Source organism: Streptomyces sp. CB01249 (assembly GCF_001905735.1).
Lineage (GTDB): Bacteria > Actinomycetota > Actinomycetes > Streptomycetales > Streptomycetaceae > Streptomyces.
Genome location: NZ_LISW01000002.1, coordinates 130,154 through 146,598, shown reverse-complemented (window position 1 = coordinate 146,598; position 16,445 = coordinate 130,154). Strand labels below are relative to the sequence as shown.

Sequence of the window (16,445 nt, the reverse complement as noted above, 5' to 3'; positions counted from 1 at the left end):
CTAACTCCCGCCCCTCACCCACACCATGAGCTCCGCAGCCCCTCGCCGGACCTCCTCATCCCGGTCCCACGCAAGCGCCGCGCAGGCCGCCGCAAGGTCCGGCACCTCCGCGTCCAGCACCCCGGTCTCCAACCAGTCCGCCTGCCCGTCGTCCGCCCCGGCCACCGCACGGGCAAGCACCCGCACCGCCGCCACCGACCCCACCCGGGCCAGGGCCTCCGCCGTCCGCCGGGTCACCGCCGTGTCCTCCGCGTCCAGCAGCAGCCGCACCAGCACCTCCGCGGCCTCCGGCACCTCCGCGAAGGCCGCGAGGTCCCACCCCGCACCGGCCCGCCGCTCCCACGAGGGAGACGACGCCGCGACCAAGCCCGCCTCCCACGCGCTCATCGCGGCAACTGCCCTTCCCGGTTGATCTCCGTCACCCGCGCCCGCAGCACCGCCCCCGGCGGCGCCTGCCGTACGGAGTCGGCCGGGCAGTCCCACACCACCCCGCCCCCCGGCGGCCGCAGCCGCACGTACGGCCCGACGCGCCCCAGCACCCGCCCGATCCGCCCGTCCCGCACGTCCACCGCGAACGACCCCGGCTCCGGCGTACACGCCTCCAGGCCCTCCTCGCCCGTCACGACGCCGCCGCCCTCTCGTCCAGCACCCGGCTGAGCTGCTGCGCCGCCGCGAGGTTGCAGCGCCCCAGGTCCACCAGGACCGCCGGGTCCTCACCCGCACACGAGGCCGCGTCGATGCGCAGCGAGGGCAGCTTCACCCCGGCCCGCGCGAAGCCCTCTCTCAGCAACGCCACCACCTCCTCCGCCTCCCGAATCTTCGCCACTGCCGCCCTGCGCCGTTCCGTTGTCGTCATGATCCATTCCTTCCACGCTGAGTAATGACGATGCATACCCAGAGTGGTGATTCTCTCGCTAGCCTGGAAGAGCCGCAGGCCCAACAAACCCACGTGTGTAACAGGGAGTTGTCATGCCAGGTCCCAAGAAACTCGACCCCGCCTCTTCTCCTCGCGCCCTCCTGGGCTCCGAACTCCGCCACCGAAGAGAGAGCGCGAACCTCTCCCAGACCGAGCTGGGCGATCTGCTGTACGTCAGCGGCTCGTTCATCGGCCATCTGGAGAACGGCTCCCGAAGCATGCAGATGGACCAGGCGATCAATCTTGACGAGGTTCTGAACGCGGATGGCTTCTTCAAGCGCAACTGTGCGGCTTTGGAGAAGTCGAAGTACCCGGATCACTTCGTGGAAGCGGCGGAGGCAGAGGCGCGGGCGACCGAGATCAAGCAGTACGCGCCGCAGCTCATCCCGGGCCTGTTGCAGACGGAGGCGTACGCACGAGCGGTGTTCAGGGAGTATCAGCCCACGGCCGTCGAGAGCGTGATCGATGAACTGGTGGCAGCCCGTCTCGACCGAACACTGCTCCTCGCCGATCCAACACTGCCGATGTTGTGGGCCGTGTTGGACGAAGCGGTGTTACGTCGGAAGGTTGGCGGACCCGAATGCATGGCGGAGGCTCTCCGCCACATCGCCGACTTGATAAGGCAGCACCGCATCATCGTGCAAGTGCTGCCGTTCTCCGCAGGCGCCCACGCAGCCCTGACCGGCTCCCTCAAGCTGATGTCGTTCGCCGACGAGCCACCACTCGCCTACGCGGACGGCATGGGCATCGGCCATCTGCAAGACGATCCGGCAACGGTCCGGCAGTACGAACTCACCTACGATCTGGTCGTGGCCAGCGCGCTCTCACCGGCAGCGTCCCTGGCGTTGATCGAGTCGGTGGCGGAGGATTACGAACATGAAGCACAACAGTTCTAACTACGATCTGTCCACGGCCACTTGGCAGAAGTCCTCGTACAGCGGCGGCGACGGCGGCAACTGCGTAGAGGTCGCAACTTGGCGCAAGTCCACGTACAGCGGGGGCGACGGCGGCGACTGCCTCGAAGTCCTCGACGGCGTCCCGGACATGGTCCCCGTCCGCGACTCGAAGGTCACCGACGGCCCGGCGGTCGTGTTCGCAACGACCGCCTGGCAGCAGTTCGTCACCGACCTCAAGCACGCCTGAGACGGCAAGAGCCGAACGCCGGTACCACTGACGCACACGGTGGTACCGGCCCTTGACCTCAGCCCCGGCGCGGCTGCTACTCCACCGGTGACCAGGGAGCGGAGCGCAGGTGCGCGACGCTGCGCCGGTCACGGCCCTCCCGGGGCCCGTCAGCGGCCTTGCCCACCGCGACCATGGAAACGATCGCCCAGCCCGGGTTCGGGGCCAGCTCCTTCGTGATCCCTTCCAGGTCGAACGCCCGGAATTGGTGCGCGGCCAGCCCCATGGCCTGGGCCTGGACCGTCATGTGGGCGATGGCCTGGCCGAGGTCGTAGTCCGCGAACTCGGAGTAGAGCACCTGCGTCTCATCGACGTACCGGCGCGTGAGGGTGACGACGAGCAGACCCGCGTCCGTCGCCCAACGGGCCGAGCTCGGCGCGAGGTGAGGCACCATCCGGTCATGCTCCGGCTCACCGGGCCTGCCGGTGAAGAAGCCCCACGGCTGGGAGTTCCCCGCCGACGGCGCCCACCGCGCGGCCTCCAGCAGAAGCCCGAGCGCGTGGTCGTCGACAGCCGCCGCCGGATCGAACCGGTAGGGACTGAATCGCCCGGCAAGCAGGGGGTGTATGCCGCTGGTCGGCCGCTGAGGACGGTGCATGCTCCGCTGCAACCGGCGCCCGCGCGTACGTATTCCGACCGCTGCGAGCGGCCTGATCACGCCTCGATACGCGTGCTAGTGCGCGATGCCATCGATCAGCTCGCGCGCCCCCTGCCGCAGCAGCGCGACCGCGACGGACGTTCCGAGCGTGGCCGGGTCGAGGCGGCCCGCCCACTCGTGGGCGTTGAGGACGGTCTTGCCGTCCGGCGAGAACACGCAGGCCCGGAGCGAGAGTTCGCCGTTGCCCGCGACCCGGGCGAATCCGGCGATCGGGCTGTTGCAGTGGCCCTGCAACACGTGCAGAAGCATGCGCTCGGCCTGCGTCTCCCGGTACGCGTCGGGGTCGCCGAGCGGGCTGATGGCGTCGATGATCTCGGCGTCGCCCTCTCGGCACTGAAGCGCGAGGACCCCCGCGCCGATCGGCGGAATCATCGTCTCGGTCGACAGGACCTCGGTGATGACGTCGGTCCGCCCGATCCGCTCCAGCCCGGCGACGGCCAGCAGCAGCGCGTCCGCGTCGCCCGCGTCGAGCTTCGCCAGTCGGTTGTTCGCGTTGCCGCGCATCGGAACGCACTCGAGGTGCGGATGCGAGGCGGCGAGCTGCGCGACCCGACGCACGGACGAGGTCCCGACCCGGGTCCCGGCCGGAAGCGCGTCGAGGGTGAGCCCGCCGGGGTGGACGAGCGCGTCCCGGATGTCGTCCCGCTTCAGAAAGGCCGCGAAGGTCGTACCGGCCGGAAGGGGCCGGTCCGCCGGGATGTCCTTGACGCAGTGCACGGCAAGATCGGCCTCACCGGCGAGAAGGGCCGCATCCACCTCCTTGGTGAACGCCCCCTTCCCCTCGACCGCGCTGAGGTCCCCCATCCACTTGTCACCCGTCGTCTTCACGGGAAGAACGGCGGTCTCGACCCCGGGATGAAGCACGGCCAACTCGGCACGGACACGCTCCACCTGAGCGAGAGCCATCGGCGAGTCACGGGAAACGATACGAATCAGATCAACCGGCATAGGGGCACGTTAGACCCGTGGATTCGGCAATTCCATCTCCCACGGTGCCCTGTCCGGGGCTGCGCCACCGCATCACCTCGGCGGAGTTCACCAGCTGATGACGCCATCGTGCAGATACAGCGGTCGCCCGCGCTCCAGTGCGGCAACGGCGGCGTCCAGCCGACGCCGCAAACGGTCCCCGACCAGCTCGCGCGCCTTGTCCAGCGGGACGAAGCGCGCCTCGGACAGTTCCTGATCGTGAGGGCGCAGCTCCTCGGCGTACTCCAGCGTGCCGCCGTCGAAGACGAAGGCGATCTGGTCGTCCCACGGGCCATGGGGAGCGACCCAGTCCACGACCAGGAGCCCACGCAGCGAGATGTCCTGGCCCAGCTCCTCCCGTAGCTCACGGCGAACAGCCTCTTCGGGTGGCTCGTTGGCCTCGGCCATGCCGCCGGGAAGGTCCCAGCCAGGTTTGTAGGTCGGATTGACGAGCAGAACCCGCCCGGTGGGGTCCCGGAGGAGCACATCGGCCGCCACACGTTTGCGGGCTTGCTTGGCATTCCCTTCGGCAAGGTACGCGTTCCAGGCGTCGGGGTCGCCAGGCGTCGGAGTCATGGGGTGCCTCCCCTGGGCGTGATGATGTCGGCCAGCAGCAGCATTCTTGCCCGCCGCGCGTCCTCGAATCGCGCCAGGTAGTCCCGTACCGGCCGGTATCCCGCGTGTGACTCCAAGAGGTCTCTCAACTCGTCGAGTTGGCGCAGCACCCGGACGGAGCCAAGGGTGGGGCTTGTGCCGAGGAGATCGTGGCCGACGCCGATCGCCGCATCGAGGTCCGTCCGGTGTACGTGGACTGCCGCGAGTGTAATGCGGCTCAATGCGAGGGACCGCGCGCGGCCGTCCTCACGGAGCCGTACGGCGTTCTCGGCGTGTGCCATCGCCTGATCGTGCCGTCCCAGGTCACGCATGATGAGGGCGGACTCGCTGGCCAGTGCGGCCTTGTCGAAGGGGCTCAGCCAGGGGTGGTCGGCGTCCGCCGGTGCACTGAGTGCTCGGTGGGCCTGCTCCAGGGCCCGGGACGCCGGGGTGCACTGGGAGACCGCGGCCAGGGCGCGGGCGTGCATGGTGTGCAGCCGAGCCACCAGGACCGGGATACGCGGACCTCTCCCGGCGAGATCGAGGCCGGTCAGGGCCCAGTGTGCGGCCTGCGAAGCGTTTCCGCCCTGCAACGCGAGGTGGCTGCTGCTGGCGGCGACGTGCGCGGCCAGGGATAAGTCGCCGGATGTGCGGGCCAGCGGAAGCGCGCGTGTGAAGTGCCGGGCTGCCAGGTCGTCCCGGCCCGAATCGTGCGCCATCCAGCCGGCCATTTCCGTCAAGGCCGCTGCTGCGGCGAAGATCTGCGGCCCGGTGTCGGCGTCGACCAGCCGCGGGGCCACGCGGTCACCGAGGTGATGCACGACCGCCTGGTACAACCGGCCACCGCCCGTCTGCCGGTCGGCGGTACGGAAGGCATTCATCGCAGCCAGGTCATCGCTGTCGGGGAGCGACCGGTCCGCGCCCTGGGCCTCCGCGGTCCCCTGAGGCTCCCACTCTCTTCGCGCCAACCCGAGGAGTTGACCGGGAATGTGGAAGGCGTCGGCGATCTGCTCGAACAGGAAGAGCTTCTCGACCCGGCTCTTGCCGTTCATGTAGTCGTAGAGCCGCCCCTGCGTGATGTCGACGGCCGCTGCGAGGCGTCGGGTGCTGACGCCCCGGTGGTTGAGAAGACGGAAGAGCGCTCCCATGTCGCGTTCGGCGAGCAGCGCGAGCAGACGAGGGTTGTCGAGCAGCCCTGCGACGACATCGCGCGGTTCCGACGCCTGGCGATCCATGACCCGTCCCCCTACTGCCAGTTGCACTGATGCTACGCGCGGCGACCTCCCGGTGACTCCGCCTCGGAGTCACCTCTCGGAGTCCCTTCCTGCCCCGCCGGCGCCGTTGACTGAAGGCTCGATGACGGAAGGAGCAAGAAGTGGCAGACAGCGCTACGACACCTCCGGCGCAGAACGGCCTTCTGGTGGCAGTCGAGGAACTGACCGCCGTGCACGACCGGTACGACAGCCTCCGGTCGGACAACCAGGGAAGCTCGGGCGACGCCCCGTGGCCGGGCGGCGACGGGAACCTGAACGACATCGAGTAGCACTCCAGGAAGGCGGGCCGGCGCGGCTGCCGCGTCGGCCCCGCCGATCGTCCGCATCACGAAGTCCGACTCATCAGGAGGCAGTGGTGGAACATCGACTGATCAAAGCCGTGGAGAAGGCGCTCGGTTGGAATGGAGCGGACGCGCTCGGCGTCCGGTTCGCACGCGGGCACATGGAGGACCCCGGCCTCGTCTCCCGCATCCTGACCCCCAACCGCCTGCTCGACATCGCCATGCGCCGGAGCCTGTACCGGCCCCAGTTCCGGTGCTTCCGTGAGGGCGAGGAAGTACATCCCGCCGTCTACTACACCGACAGCGTCAGCCCGCGCGGCCAGAGCATCTCCATGGTCAACATGCGCAGCCTGGGTTCGCTCCTGCGCGATGGGGCGACACTCATCCTCGACCAGGCCAACGTCTTCGACCCGACGATGGAGGTCACCTGCCGAGCCCTGCAGTGGTGGTCGCACGAGCGAGTGCAGGTGAACGCGTATCTGACGACGAACGACGCCGCAGGCTTCCCGCTCCACTGGGACGACCACGATGTCCTGATCGTTCAGCTCGCCGGCGAGAAGGACTGGGAGGTGCGCGGGACCTCACGCACGGCCCCGATGTACCGGGACGCCGACCCCAACACCACACCGAGCACGGACATCGTCTGGTCCGGCACGATGACGCCCGGGGACGTCATGCACATTCCGCGTGGCCACTGGCACCAAGCCACCCGCACCGGCAGCGGGACCGGCAAGAGCCTGCACGTGACGTTCGGGATCACCAAACGCACGGGGGCGAGCTGGCTCGCCTGGCTGGCCGACTGGTCCCGTGAACACGAGATCTTCCGGCACGATCTCGACCGCGGCGCAGCCGCCGATCGCCGGCCCCTCACCGCGGCCGCCGCCCGGCTCGCGGTCGAACGTACTCCCGCTGACTTTCTGAGGGCGTACGAACAGGAGACGACTCCCGCCCGGCAGGTGCCGTTCCTGGAGATCTTCGGCGACCTCGAAGCCGTCGTGTGCACCACGCACTTCCCGCCCCGGATCGAGGAGAACGGGGCGACGGTCGACGTGGTGACCTCCGGCAGGAAGCTGACGCTCACCGCCAAGGCCCTCCCTTCTCTCCGCCTCCTGCTGAGCGGGCAGCCGGTTCGGCTGGACGAGGTAGCCCCCCTGGTGGGCACCGAGGTGGCCGAAGTGGCGTCGATCCTGGTTGAGGAGGAGATATGCGCCCCGCTCACCCCCGACTTGTCCTCGGGCTACACCGGTCTCGTCACGAACGCTCTCTCCTGACGGCTGCTGCGGACCTCGGCGTTACCGCGATCGACACCAGCAGCAACTACTTCAGCTTCCACTCGCACAGGGTCCTGGCCGAAACGGCCGGTGACCTCTTGCCGGAGTTCACCGTGTCCACGAAGGTCGGTTACTTCCCAGCAGGCAACACCTCGGAACATTCCCTCGACCCCGATCGCCTCCGCACTGCCCTGGACGACGCCTTCCGCGACCTGGGCAGGGAGCCGGACCTGGTGTTCCTGCACAACCCTGAACACAGCCTCTCTCACGGCCCCCGCGCCCAGCGGCAGGACCGCTTGGCAGCCGCCTGCTCCGCACTCGCGGACGCGGCGGCAGCGGGTCTCGTCGGCTCCTGGGGGATCTCCTCCTGGGATCCCCGGCCTTTGGCCGATCTGGCCGAACCTTCGCTCCCACGGCCGGACGTGTTGATGGTCCGCGCCGGGCTCCTCGTCGGCGGCGAGATCCTGGACGCGAGCGAGACCCTCGTCTCCCGCTGGCGACCATCGGCTCTGTGGGGCATGAGCCCCTTCGGCGGCAGTACGACGGAAGGTGTCTGGAAGCGATTCGACCCTCGCGTGTTCGTGGAAGCACCCCAGGACTGCAGCCGGGCGCAAGCGGCCTTCCGGGCAGCCTTCCACCTGCCCTGTGTCGATGCGATGGCGGCAGGCACGAACGATGCCGCGCATCTGGAGGAGCTGAGCAACTCGCTCACCCACGAAGTGAACGTTGCTGCCATCGCTCAGTACCGTCGGCTCGCGGCCCGCAACGGTCAGCGGGACTGAAATCCCGCGACGAGACGGGCAGCCGCCCGCCGCGCCGGTCCCAGCCTGGGATCGGCGTCGTGCGCGTACGGACCCACGACTTTCGCGCAGAAGAACAGCGCCATCAGACGCCCGGACCTGCACTCCAGGTCCGGGCGTCGCTCTGCCCGGACGCGGTCCGCGAGGGCGGGCACGGCGAGGGCGTTGCCCCACAGGATCGCCGCGTCGAGCCCTCGGGGCGCCATCCCCCAGTCCTCCCAGTCGATGATGCGGAACTCCGGGCCGGTGACATTGGCCCAGGTCAGGTCCGCGTGCGCCGGAGCCCACTCGTCAACGGTGAGGTCCGGGAGCTCGGGGAAGACCTGCCTGATGGTGGTCTCGACAAGGTCCTGCGTCATCAGCTCGGTGTCGGGCGTCGCGATACGAGGAGTGTGGTGCGCGGCAAGGGCGTCCAACGAGGTGTTCAGCCCGTCCCACCAGGTGTCCGGCAGCCGTGGATCATCGATCACCAAGGCTGCCTGCCCTACCGGAGGATCGCTCACCAGCTCTGTCTCGTCGGCCCGCCACATGACGGGTTCGGCCTCATCGCGCCAGGTCACCGCCCCGTACCAGCGCGGCATGGCCACCCCGCTCAGAACGGCCGCCGCCTCCGGCCCGTTGCCGCCCTGGGCCTCGATTCGCTGAAACGATCGCCGCTCCACCCGTACCCACGTATTGCGATCGGTGCGGCCGCCGACGGACCGGCGCTTGCGGATCACCGTGTCCCGATCGATGCGGACCTGGAGAGACCTCTCCACGCGGTCAAGCACTTCATCGACTGATTCGACCCGCAGATCCGGCAACTCCGTGTCCCCTTCCCGGGGCTCAAGCCCCGAGCTTCGAGCGCTCTTTGAGTGGAATGGTTGGGTGGGCCTGTACCCGCCCACCCGCCCCCGTTACCCGCAAGGGTTCACTTTTCGCGATCAAGTTGCGACGGACGGTAGGCACGCTTTAGCTTCAGCGAGGACATAGACCTTGAAGACGGCCCCCGCCGGTGTAGGCACACCGACAGGGGCCTGACCACCTCGATCGACCCAGTGAAAGTAGCGATCTGATGGCTGACGCTCAGTCTAGTAGCGCACCCTTCCCCGACCACCCGATGGCGAACCCCGGTTACGGCAAACGTTCCGCGCCGGACGAACGCCCGCGTACGGGCCAGGACTTCACGCACCTCCATCCGCGTGACGCGGCCATCGCCGCGTACATCGACGGGCTGTGCGACGGCGCCGACATCTCCGTAAAGGCGCTCGCGAAAGCCCTCCCGTACGGGCAGTGCGCGGTCCGGACGTCGCTGAACCGCCTTCAGGAGGCGGGGCACCTGCGGCGGGGCAGCGAGTGCGTGGCGAGCGGGGTGAGCCTGCTGTGGGTGACGCGGACGTTCTTTTCCCGCACCGCGCGGGATGATGCGTGGTGGGCGAGCTTCAGCCGGGGCGACGTACCCAAGGAGACCCAACGGGAAACGCGGTCACGGGCGTTCATCCTGCTGGCGGCGCTGGGCCGCCAGGCCCCCGTGCTGTCGCTGTCGCACCGGGAGTGCGTGGCGCTCGAACCCCAGGCGTCGGAGTGGCTACGAAGGGGCGCCACGGAGCCGGAAGTGCTCCGGGCCCTTACCACCGGACTGCCGGACGTAATCCATCACCCGGCGGCGTTCGTCGCCAAACGCCTCCAGACGAAACTTCCCCCGGCCCGCGAACCCCTCCCGGTCCTGCGCACCCTGGAATGCAGCGAGTGCCGCGCGCCGGGCACCCCGGAAGCCCTCCCCGGCGGCAAGTGCCGCCCCTGCGCGGGCAAGCCGACCCGCGAGACCCCGGCACTCCCCGCCCAACAGGTCCGCGCCCAGGCCCGGGCCGTAAGAGCGGGCCTGATCCCCAAGTCGGACCGCCCGGGCCGCTGACGGCAGCACCGCAGTCAACGACTCTGCGCCGGAGGGCGGCCTTCCGCAAGCGAAGCCGATCAGGAGAGGTAAGGCGAAGTGCACAGGTTCAGCTGCGTGCTTCCCTCGTACCTGGCGACCTGCACCCAGACCGCAGTGATCCCATCACTGCCCGCCGGCACGTATGAATTGAATACCTTCCATGTTCCGGCGCCATCGTTATTGGCATGCCACGGGTAGTAGGTGATACCACCACGATAGTAGGTCACACCGAGTCTAATACTCGCGTGATGCCCGTCGGACAGCGAATCATAGACGCTCAATTGCACGCTGGGAATTCCCTTGTCCATGGATTTCCAGCCAGCTATATTCACATCTCCTGTGGCGCCAGTCGTCTTGCAGCTGGTGTAGCGCGCCGTGTTGGCGGCGGTCGCCGGGCTGGTCCCGAACGCCGCAACCATGAGGGCGCTCGCCGCAATAATTCCCAGCTGCGTCATTTTCTTCATTCCGACCTCCACCGGGCCCGCGATTGATTTGCGCGGGATCGCATGCCGACCTCAACGACGAACAGACTGTATCGCTCGGTACGCGCATTTCTCGATGCATTGACGCCTTTACGTCATGTATGCACCACGCCGCCCCCGAGCCGGGCGACGGCGCGGGGGCGGCAGCGGAGCGTCCGGGTGCCGGGTCAGTGGGTGGTGGGGATGAGCGTGGGGCAGACCTCGCCCTCGATCAGGCCGCCCGAGTACTTGAGGAAGTCGTAGTAGAGGACGTCGCCGGTCCTCGGGCCGACGATGCCGTCCGCCGAGAGGCCGTGGTGGCGCTGGAAGTCGGTCAGGGCCGCGTAGGTGGCCTGGCCGTACACGCCGTCGCGCACGAGGTTGTATCCCGCCAGCTCCAGCGCCCGCTGTACGCAGACCACCGCCGTGCCGCGCTGGTCGGGCTTGATGTACGCGACGCCCACGTCGGCCTGGGCGACGCCGGCGAGCGAGGTGACGGCGATGGCGGCGGCACCGAAGGCGACGGCTCCGCGGCGGAGGGCGGTCTTGATCATGGAAGGTTCCCCATCTCATAAGCGGTCACGGGCCGCCCCGGCAGGGCAGTCCGTGACTCGGACGGGACTCATGCTCAAGGCCGCGTCAGCCGTCCCACCAGGACTTCCCGTCCCTGAGACATCCCGGGCCAACCGGACACCACCGACCGGTGCGTCCACCCCGTCCCACCCGCGTCCCGGCCGCGCTTCCCGACGCGGGACGCGCCTACGGGGCGACGGGCGCGGCCGACCGCGCCACCCGCTCGACCATCGCACGGTGCGCCGCGCGGGCGGCCTCATCGATCGGCTGCTCGTGCTCGGGACGCAACCCGGTCCGGCCGTCGAGCCCCTCGCGCAGGATGTCGGCGTGACCGGCATGCCGGTTGGAGTCGCCGAGGACGTGGATCAGGACGGCGAACAGGGTCGTGCGGTCATAAGGTTCCGGCCACCACGGCACGTGCCCCGGGGCGTCGAGGGAGAGCGCGTCGATCGTCGCGTCGGCGTGCTGCCACGTACGCCTGTAGAACGCGACGACCTGTTCGCAGGTCTCCCCCTCGTCCGCCCACAGATCGCTCCCGTCGGCGTCCTGCCACCGGGGCAGCGGCTCGGGGGAAGGCCGCCCGAAGACCTCCCCGAAGTACCGCGCCTCCACGGTGGCCACATGCTTCACGAGCCCGAGCAGATTCGTCCCGGTCGCCGTCAGCGGCCGCCGCGCGTCGTACTCGGACAGCCCGTCGAGCTTCCAGAGCAACGCCTCACGGTCGCGCCGGAGCCGCTGGTGCAGAACGTCTTTCGCCGTCTCATCGATCATGCGACGCGACCCTGCCACGGAGGCCCTGGGCCCTCAAGGCCCGCCGACCTGCTCGTGCGGAACCTCCCCCCTCACCCGGCGAAACGATATCGCGCACCAAGAAAGAATGATATCGTTTTGTTCCCGGGTTACGGAGTGAGGAGCACCGACATGGCCAGGACCGTCATCGACCTCGACGAGGCCATGGTCGCCGAGGCCATGCGTATATTCGGCACCAAGACCAAGGCCCAGGCGGTGCGCCTGGCCATGGAGGACGCGGTCAAGCGGCACCTCCGGCAGGAGGGCTTCGACGCCATGGACGCCGGGGAGCTCGACTTCAGGGAGATCGTCGAGAGCACCGGCCCCCGCAACGCTGACGGCAGTCTCAAGCGCGAGGGCGGCCGGGCCGCCTGATGCAGGACCGCTATCTGATCGACAAGTCCGCGCTCGCACGGTGGACGAAGCCTGCCGTCAAGCATGTGCTGAAGCCGCTGCACGAGCGATATCTGCTCGCCGTCTGCCAACCCACCGAGTACGAGATGGTCCACTCGGCCCGGGACAGCTCCGAGGCGACCAGGATCAGCACCTGGCTGCACGCCTTCGACTACCTCCACGTCACGGAGAACACCTTCGCCCGCGCCCTGGAGGTCCAGCGCCACGCCCTTCACGCAGGTTTCCACCGGACCCTGTCGCTCCCGGACCTTCTGATCGCCGCGACCGCGGAGCTGAACCGGTTGACCGTCCTGCACTACGACGGCGACTTCGACATGATCGCCTCGCTCACCGGCCAGCCCGCCGAGTGGGTCGTCCCACCGGGCAGCGCCGACGGCTGAGCGGGGGCCTCCGGGCCGCTACACCACCGGCTCCGCGCTGCCCGTGATGAGCTAGTACGGAGCCTCCACCCCGTCACCGATCACCCGCAGCCCGACCTGTGCGGCCAGCCAAGGCGCGCGCTCGGCCTCGCGCTGCTTGACGTGTACGTAGACCGTGCAATCGTCCGCAGGCTCCATCAGTTCGAGGTCGCGAACGTTCACACACAGCGTCACGAAGGCCCCTCTGGCTCCTCCGGGACCCAACCCGGCCTCGGGTGCGGCTGGCCACCCCAAGAAATCCCACCGCACCGTCGCCGGGGTGCCGTTCAACGCTTCGAGGAACCCCGGAACGGTCTCCGGCTCATCCCCCAAGGCAAGCCAGCGAATCGGCAGGTACTCCGCCGGATCATCGCCCGGGCCTGGCGACCCGCTCTCGTCACAGGCGTACCACGTTCCGTACTGCAGGAACTCCGACAGCGCCTTCAACGCGTCGGGCGAGGAGATCACGGCCGTGTAGTCGACTTCGAAATCCCTGAGGTCGGCGATCCCGAGCAACCCGTCGACCGCGCGCAGCGCCGCCGAAGGATCAGCCGTCCTCAGGATGGGCACCGCGTGCGAGTTGGACATGCCGTCCATCCTCCCGCCGCCGACCGCGGAAGCGCTCGCGGTTTTACGCGCGGCGACCGGCGATCATGAGGGAGGCGGGCTCTCCGCGATCAGCTTCAGCAGCCCCGGGAAGCGGGATTCGATGTCCTGGCGGCGGAGTTGGGCCATGCGGCTGTTGCCGCGGTCCACCTGGCGGACCAGGCCCGCTTCGCGGAGGATCCGGAAATGGTGGGTCCGGGTCGACTTGGAGACGGGCAGGCCGAAGGACGTGCAGGAGCGTTCGGTGCCGTCCGGCTGGGCGGCCAGGGTCGCCACGACCAGGTAGCGCATGGGGTCGGACAGGGCCTTCATCACGACCTGGAGCTCCATCTCCTCCGGGGTCGGATGCCCTTCGGCGTCCGGCATGACGCACCTCCTCCGCTTCGCTGACGGGTCCCCGCCACCAAGGTACTACTTGCGTCGTACCTGACGCCGTGCCAGCCTATCCGGCGCCAGGTACGAAATCTCTCGTACCTGGCTGCCCTCGCCTGCCCCCTCACCCCCGGAGCCCTCTCGTGCTACAGACCGCCCCCGCCCGGCAGGGGCTGACGCTCGCGGTCGTCCTGCTCGCCGTCTTCGTGGTCCCGACCTCGATATCCGGCACCGCCGTGGCCCTCCCCGCCATCGGCGCCGACCTCCACGCGGGCTCGGCATCCCTTCAGTGGGTGGTGAACGCGTTCAACCTGGCGTTCGCCTGCTGCACCCTCGTCTGGGGCTCGCTCGCCGACCGCATCGGCCGCATCCGCGCCTTCACCACGGGCGCCGCGATCTTCACCGCCGCGTCCGTCGCCTGCGCCGTCACGCCCAACGTGTACGTGCTCGACGCGGCCCGCGCGGTCGCCGGGATCGGCGGGGCGGCGCTCTTCGCCTGCGGGAGCGCGATCATCTCGACGGCCTTCGACGGCGCAGCCCGCGCCAAGGCGTTCGCGCTCTTCGGCACGGTCGCCGGGATCGGCGTCGCGCTCGGCCCCACCGTCTCGGGCCCGGCCGTGGACGGACTCGGCTGGCGCTGGATCTTCGGGCTGCACGCGGTGGCCCTGGCGCTCGTGCTGCTCTGCCTGCCCGCCGTCGCGCGTACGGTCGCGGAGCGACCCGACACCGACGCACCCCGCCTCGACCTGCGCGGCGCCGCCGTCTTCGTCCTCGCGATGCTCGCGCTCACGTACGCCATCGTGCAGGGCTCGCAGTGGGGCTGGACCGCGCCCGGCACGATCGGCCTGCTCGCGCTCGCCCTCGTCCTGCTGGCGCTGTTCACCGCGCACTCACGGCGGACCGAGGCCCCGCTGCTCGACCTGTCCGTCCTGCGGAACAAGGCGTTCCTCGCGTACTGCCTGGTGCCCGTGGCGGCCTCGTTCGGCTTCGTCACGCAGCTCACGTACCTGCCGACGTATCTGACGACCGTCGCCGGACACAGCCCGTCCGCAGCGGGGGCGACGATGCTGCTGCTGACGCTGCCCGTCCTCGCCCTGCCCCTCGCGGGCGCGCAACTGGTGCAACGCGGCACCCCCGCGACCGCCGTCGTCCTGGCCTCGCTCGGCTTCCTCGTGGTCGGCGACCTCGCCCTGCTGCTGCTCGGCCCGGACACCTCCACCCTCGGCATGGCCGTGCCCATGCTGCTCACCGGGGCGGGCATGGGGCTGTCCGCCGGACTGGTGGACGCCCAGGCCCTCGCCCTGGTCGACCCCGCGAAGGCGGGCATGGCGGCCGGATTCCTCAACACCCTCCGCCTGGGCAGCGAGGCCGTCGCCGTGGCCGTCTTCGGCTCGGCGGTCGCGGGCCTCGCCGCCGGACGGCAGGGCACCGGAACGTACCCCGCCGCCTACGACTCCGCCTTCCACACGCTGCTCTGGGCGATGGCGGCCGTCTGCGCGGCGCTCGCGGCCGCCGTCGTCACGCTGGCCCGCAGGGAACCGCGGGCCTGAGGGGCCCTACGCCGTACGCAACTCCGCGAACACCCCTCGTACCTCCACGTCCTCCGGCGTACGCCAGGGGCCGGACACGTACCCCTCCATGTCCGCCGGGCCGTCCGCGGCGGGTCGCAGGAGGCGGTTCACGCGGAGGGTCACGTCCCTGGTCCATACGTACGTGCCCGTGGGGTTGTCCGTGGCCTTGGCGGCCGTGACGCCGAGGGGGCTCCCGGGTCCGGAGTGGGTGATCGTCGGGTCCGGGGCGTCAGTGACGCTCTGGGCCTGGGGCTCGGCGCGCCCGTCGAGAAGGGCGAACAGCTGCGCCACCAGGACCGGGTCATGGCAGCCGTCGTACACCCAGCGCTTCCCGAGCACGCCGTGCGTGGTCATGCCGACGAACGCGTCCTCCGCGCCGCCGAGCGCGGCGCCCCGGTAGGTGAGCGGCACGAAGTACGGCACCGGCCCGTCGCCCGAGGTGTCGGTGACCACCATGAACTCGATGCCCACCTCGCCCTGCGGATCGTCCAGCCGGAAGCCCCCGGACCTGACGAGGGAGGGGCGCGTGGGGCCCACGTACCAAGGGCGGGTGGGAAGCCAGGTGGTGAGCAGTTCGAGCTTGGTCGGCGACAGGGTGGTGCGGTGGATGACGGCCATGCCGGAGGTCTCCCATGGGTCGCGTGAACAGCTGCTTTCCCTGCGCGCGGGGGCGTTGTCAGACCCGCGCGCTAGGTTGAGCCTATGACCTCTGGGGGCAACACCACCGTGCGTATCAGGCCGCAGCAGTTCCACGAGACCGCCGGCCTCGATGACTGGCGCGTCGTCGGCGAGGGCGCGTGCGCGTACTTCCGCACCGGCGGATCGTTCACGGCCGGTACGCGCTTCGCACAGGCCATCGGCGAACTGCCGGACCTCGGCGACGACCACCCGGACATCGATGTGCGACGGGACGGCGTGACCGTACGGCTGATCACGCTCACCGATGAGTACTTCGGGATGACCAGCCGTCATGTCGAGGTGGCCCGCCGGATATCGGAGGCGGCGCGGTCCCTCGGCCTCACCGCCGACCCGACCCTCATCCAGACCGTGCAGGTCACCGTCGACGCTCTCGACGGCCCCGCCGTGGTCGCGTTCTGGCGCGCCCTGCTCGGCTACGAGCACCGCGCGGGCAGCCCCGAGGACCTGGTCGACCCGCGCAGGCGCGGCGCCCCCTTCTACTTCCAGCGGATGGACGCCCCGCGCCCCCAGCGCAACCGCGTCCACGTCGACGTATGGGTGCCGCACGACCAGGCCCGGGCCCGGATCGCCGCCGCCCTGGCCGCCGGGGGCAGGCTGCTGAACGACGCGGACGCCCCGCACAACTGGGTCCTCGCCGACCCCGAGGGCAACGAGGCGTGCATAGGGGTGGCCGGTCCGCCCGGACCGGCCACCGACTAGCGCTTA

General features: G+C 69.7%; 24 protein-coding genes. 10 read left to right on the top strand and 14 right to left on the bottom strand.

Annotated elements, in window-relative coordinates; genetic code table 11:
- From AMK18_RS08975 to AMK18_RS08965, 3 genes are read right to left on the bottom strand one after another with little or no spacing between them, the layout of a single operon-like run.
- Positions 1-387, bottom strand: coding sequence for a HEAT repeat domain-containing protein (locus tag AMK18_RS08975; RefSeq protein WP_073862415.1), 387 nt, complete (start codon positions 385-387; stop codon positions 1-3).
- Positions 384-623 carry a hypothetical protein gene (locus tag AMK18_RS08970; protein ID WP_018101555.1) on the bottom strand — a complete coding sequence of 80 codons (240 nt, stop codon included), beginning with the start codon at positions 621-623 and terminating at the stop codon, positions 384-386. The genes AMK18_RS08975 and AMK18_RS08970 overlap by 4 nt, the downstream gene beginning before the upstream one ends.
- On the bottom strand, positions 620-856 hold the full coding sequence (locus tag AMK18_RS08965; protein ID WP_018101556.1) for a hypothetical protein: 237 nt from the start codon (positions 854-856) through the stop codon (positions 620-622). Before AMK18_RS08965 ends, AMK18_RS08970 begins: the two co-directional genes overlap by 4 nt.
- A gap of 113 nt (positions 857-969) precedes the next feature.
- Here AMK18_RS08965 and AMK18_RS08960 point away from each other — a divergent pair, with 113 nt between their 5' ends.
- Both AMK18_RS08960 and AMK18_RS08955 read left to right on the top strand, forming a co-directional pair.
- Positions 970-1,812 (top strand): helix-turn-helix domain-containing protein, encoded by an 843-nt coding sequence (locus AMK18_RS08960; RefSeq protein ID WP_073862414.1) that lies wholly within the window; start codon positions 970-972, stop codon positions 1,810-1,812.
- Entirely contained in the window at positions 1,793-2,059 is a 267-nt protein-coding gene (locus AMK18_RS08955; RefSeq protein WP_073862413.1) for a DUF397 domain-containing protein, read from the top strand. Before AMK18_RS08960 ends, AMK18_RS08955 begins: the two co-directional genes overlap by 20 nt.
- Before the next feature lie 76 nt (positions 2,060-2,135).
- On the opposite strand, the gene AMK18_RS08950 is transcribed toward AMK18_RS08955, so the two are convergent.
- From AMK18_RS08950 to AMK18_RS08935, 4 genes are all read right to left on the bottom strand, one after another.
- Entirely contained in the window at positions 2,136-2,696 is a 561-nt protein-coding gene (locus AMK18_RS08950; protein WP_073862412.1) for a nitroreductase family protein, read from the bottom strand.
- A gap of 75 nt (positions 2,697-2,771) precedes the next feature.
- On the bottom strand, positions 2,772-3,704 hold the full coding sequence (gene hemC, locus AMK18_RS08945) for a hydroxymethylbilane synthase (protein ID WP_073862411.1): 933 nt from the start codon (positions 3,702-3,704) through the stop codon (positions 2,772-2,774).
- A gap of 87 nt (positions 3,705-3,791) precedes the next feature.
- A complete protein-coding gene (locus AMK18_RS08940; RefSeq protein ID WP_073862410.1) occupies positions 3,792-4,298 on the bottom strand; it encodes an NUDIX domain-containing protein in 507 nt (168 codons plus the stop codon).
- Entirely contained in the window at positions 4,295-5,551 is a 1,257-nt protein-coding gene (locus tag AMK18_RS08935; protein ID WP_073862409.1) for a helix-turn-helix domain-containing protein, read from the bottom strand. Before AMK18_RS08935 ends, AMK18_RS08940 begins: the two co-directional genes overlap by 4 nt.
- A 140-nt stretch (positions 5,552-5,691) precedes the next feature.
- On the opposite strand from AMK18_RS08935, the gene AMK18_RS34850 reads away from it, so the two are divergent.
- The 3 genes from AMK18_RS34850 to AMK18_RS08925 all read left to right on the top strand — a co-directional run bounded on the left by AMK18_RS34850 (position 5,692) and on the right by AMK18_RS08925 (position 7,924).
- Positions 5,692-5,859, top strand: coding sequence for a hypothetical protein (locus AMK18_RS34850; RefSeq protein ID WP_198956968.1), 168 nt, complete (start codon positions 5,692-5,694; stop codon positions 5,857-5,859).
- 86 nt (positions 5,860-5,945) lie between these two features.
- Entirely contained in the window at positions 5,946-7,142 is a 1,197-nt protein-coding gene (locus tag AMK18_RS08930; RefSeq protein ID WP_073862408.1) for a JmjC domain-containing protein, read from the top strand.
- Positions 7,139-7,924, top strand: coding sequence for an aldo/keto reductase (locus tag AMK18_RS08925; protein ID WP_073863204.1), 786 nt, complete (start codon positions 7,139-7,141; stop codon positions 7,922-7,924). The genes AMK18_RS08930 and AMK18_RS08925 overlap by 4 nt, the downstream gene beginning before the upstream one ends.
- Here AMK18_RS08925 and AMK18_RS08920 read toward each other — a convergent pair.
- Positions 7,912-8,745, bottom strand: coding sequence for a hypothetical protein (locus tag AMK18_RS08920; protein WP_073862407.1), 834 nt, complete (start codon positions 8,743-8,745; stop codon positions 7,912-7,914). The two genes, AMK18_RS08925 and AMK18_RS08920, sit on opposite strands and share 13 nt — an antisense overlap.
- Before the next feature lie 296 nt (positions 8,746-9,041).
- Here AMK18_RS08920 and AMK18_RS08915 point away from each other — a divergent pair, with 296 nt between their 5' ends.
- Positions 9,042-9,836 (top strand): hypothetical protein, encoded by a 795-nt coding sequence (locus AMK18_RS08915; protein ID WP_241836517.1) that lies wholly within the window; start codon positions 9,042-9,044, stop codon positions 9,834-9,836.
- A gap of 59 nt (positions 9,837-9,895) precedes the next feature.
- Here the strand turns inward: AMK18_RS08915 and AMK18_RS34620 are convergent, their stop codons facing one another.
- The 3 genes from AMK18_RS34620 to AMK18_RS08900 all read right to left on the bottom strand — a co-directional run bounded on the left by AMK18_RS34620 (position 9,896) and on the right by AMK18_RS08900 (position 11,662).
- Positions 9,896-10,321: a hypothetical protein gene (locus tag AMK18_RS34620; RefSeq protein ID WP_073862405.1), complete on the bottom strand. Its 426-nt coding sequence runs from the start codon at positions 10,319-10,321 to the stop codon at positions 9,896-9,898.
- Positions 10,322-10,506: 185 nt separating this feature from the next.
- Complete coding sequence (locus AMK18_RS08905) at positions 10,507-10,872, bottom strand: peptidoglycan-binding domain-containing protein (RefSeq protein ID WP_018101563.1); 366 nt, start codon at positions 10,870-10,872, stop codon at positions 10,507-10,509.
- Positions 10,873-11,077: 205 nt separating this feature from the next.
- On the bottom strand, positions 11,078-11,662 hold the full coding sequence (locus tag AMK18_RS08900) for a DinB family protein (RefSeq protein WP_073862404.1): 585 nt from the start codon (positions 11,660-11,662) through the stop codon (positions 11,078-11,080).
- A 150-nt stretch (positions 11,663-11,812) separates the two neighbouring features.
- Between AMK18_RS08900 and AMK18_RS08895 the strand changes: the two genes are divergently transcribed.
- Entirely contained in the window at positions 11,813-12,055 is a 243-nt protein-coding gene (locus AMK18_RS08895) for a type II toxin-antitoxin system VapB family antitoxin (RefSeq protein ID WP_073862403.1), read from the top strand.
- The gene (locus AMK18_RS08890; protein WP_073862402.1) at positions 12,055-12,474 is read left to right on the top strand and encodes a PIN domain nuclease; all 420 of its coding nucleotides are present in this window, start codon (positions 12,055-12,057) and stop codon (positions 12,472-12,474) included. The genes AMK18_RS08895 and AMK18_RS08890 overlap by 1 nt, the downstream gene beginning before the upstream one ends.
- Before the next feature lie 51 nt (positions 12,475-12,525).
- Here the strand turns inward: AMK18_RS08890 and AMK18_RS08885 are convergent, their stop codons facing one another.
- Together AMK18_RS08885 and AMK18_RS08880 are read right to left on the bottom strand one after the other, a co-directional pair.
- Positions 12,526-13,080, bottom strand: coding sequence for a hypothetical protein (locus tag AMK18_RS08885; RefSeq protein ID WP_241836516.1), 555 nt, complete (start codon positions 13,078-13,080; stop codon positions 12,526-12,528).
- Positions 13,081-13,143: 63 nt separating this feature from the next.
- Positions 13,144-13,464: an ArsR/SmtB family transcription factor gene (locus AMK18_RS08880; RefSeq protein WP_073862400.1), complete on the bottom strand. Its 321-nt coding sequence runs from the start codon at positions 13,462-13,464 to the stop codon at positions 13,144-13,146.
- A gap of 149 nt (positions 13,465-13,613) precedes the next feature.
- Between AMK18_RS08880 and AMK18_RS08875 the strand changes: the two genes are divergently transcribed.
- Positions 13,614-15,020 (top strand): MFS transporter, encoded by a 1,407-nt coding sequence (locus AMK18_RS08875; RefSeq protein WP_073862399.1) that lies wholly within the window; start codon positions 13,614-13,616, stop codon positions 15,018-15,020.
- Between the two features lie 6 nt (positions 15,021-15,026).
- Here AMK18_RS08875 and AMK18_RS08870 read toward each other — a convergent pair whose 3' ends face one another.
- Positions 15,027-15,659, bottom strand: a complete 633-nt coding sequence (locus AMK18_RS08870; protein ID WP_073862398.1) for a maltokinase N-terminal cap-like domain-containing protein — start codon at positions 15,657-15,659, stop codon at positions 15,027-15,029.
- Positions 15,660-15,743: 84 nt separating this feature from the next.
- On the opposite strand from AMK18_RS08870, the gene AMK18_RS08865 reads away from it, so the two are divergent.
- The gene (locus AMK18_RS08865; protein WP_073862397.1) at positions 15,744-16,439 is read left to right on the top strand and encodes a VOC family protein; all 696 of its coding nucleotides are present in this window, start codon (positions 15,744-15,746) and stop codon (positions 16,437-16,439) included.
- Positions 16,440-16,445: the final 6 nt, after the last annotated feature.

What these genes read in the sequence shown, in the direction of transcription:
- AMK18_RS08915 (WP_241836517.1), top strand. Translation starts at nt 9,042, where the DNA reads ATGGCGAACCCCGGTTACGGCAAACGTTCCGCGCCGGACGAACGCCCG.
- AMK18_RS08865 (WP_073862397.1), top strand. Translation starts at nt 15,744, where the DNA reads ATGACCTCTGGGGGCAACACCACCGTGCGTATCAGGCCGCAGCAGTTC.
- hemC (WP_073862411.1), bottom strand. Translation starts at nt 3,704, where the DNA reads ATGCCGGTTGATCTGATTCGTATCGTTTCCCGTGACTCGCCGATGGCT.
- AMK18_RS08935 (WP_073862409.1), bottom strand. Translation starts at nt 5,551, where the DNA reads ATGGATCGCCAGGCGTCGGAACCGCGCGATGTCGTCGCAGGGCTGCTC.
- AMK18_RS08900 (WP_073862404.1), bottom strand. Translation starts at nt 11,662, where the DNA reads ATGATCGATGAGACGGCGAAAGACGTTCTGCACCAGCGGCTCCGGCGC.
- AMK18_RS08895 (WP_073862403.1), top strand. Translation starts at nt 11,813, where the DNA reads ATGGCCAGGACCGTCATCGACCTCGACGAGGCCATGGTCGCCGAGGCC.
- AMK18_RS08880 (WP_073862400.1), bottom strand. Translation starts at nt 13,464, where the DNA reads ATGCCGGACGCCGAAGGGCATCCGACCCCGGAGGAGATGGAGCTCCAG.
- AMK18_RS08955 (WP_073862413.1), top strand. Translation starts at nt 1,793, where the DNA reads ATGAAGCACAACAGTTCTAACTACGATCTGTCCACGGCCACTTGGCAG.
- AMK18_RS08885 (WP_241836516.1), bottom strand. Translation starts at nt 13,080, where the DNA reads ATGTCCAACTCGCACGCGGTGCCCATCCTGAGGACGGCTGATCCTTCG.
- AMK18_RS08890 (WP_073862402.1), top strand. Translation starts at nt 12,055, where the DNA reads ATGCAGGACCGCTATCTGATCGACAAGTCCGCGCTCGCACGGTGGACG.
- AMK18_RS08905 (WP_018101563.1), bottom strand. Translation starts at nt 10,872, where the DNA reads ATGATCAAGACCGCCCTCCGCCGCGGAGCCGTCGCCTTCGGTGCCGCC.
- AMK18_RS08870 (WP_073862398.1), bottom strand. Translation starts at nt 15,659, where the DNA reads ATGGCCGTCATCCACCGCACCACCCTGTCGCCGACCAAGCTCGAACTG.
- AMK18_RS34620 (WP_073862405.1), bottom strand. Translation starts at nt 10,321, where the DNA reads ATGAAGAAAATGACGCAGCTGGGAATTATTGCGGCGAGCGCCCTCATG.
- AMK18_RS08940 (WP_073862410.1), bottom strand. Translation starts at nt 4,298, where the DNA reads ATGACTCCGACGCCTGGCGACCCCGACGCCTGGAACGCGTACCTTGCC.
- AMK18_RS08975 (WP_073862415.1), bottom strand. Translation starts at nt 387, where the DNA reads ATGAGCGCGTGGGAGGCGGGCTTGGTCGCGGCGTCGTCTCCCTCGTGG.
- AMK18_RS08960 (WP_073862414.1), top strand. Translation starts at nt 970, where the DNA reads ATGCCAGGTCCCAAGAAACTCGACCCCGCCTCTTCTCCTCGCGCCCTC.
- AMK18_RS08965 (WP_018101556.1), bottom strand. Translation starts at nt 856, where the DNA reads ATGACGACAACGGAACGGCGCAGGGCGGCAGTGGCGAAGATTCGGGAG.
- AMK18_RS08950 (WP_073862412.1), bottom strand. Translation starts at nt 2,696, where the DNA reads ATGCACCGTCCTCAGCGGCCGACCAGCGGCATACACCCCCTGCTTGCC.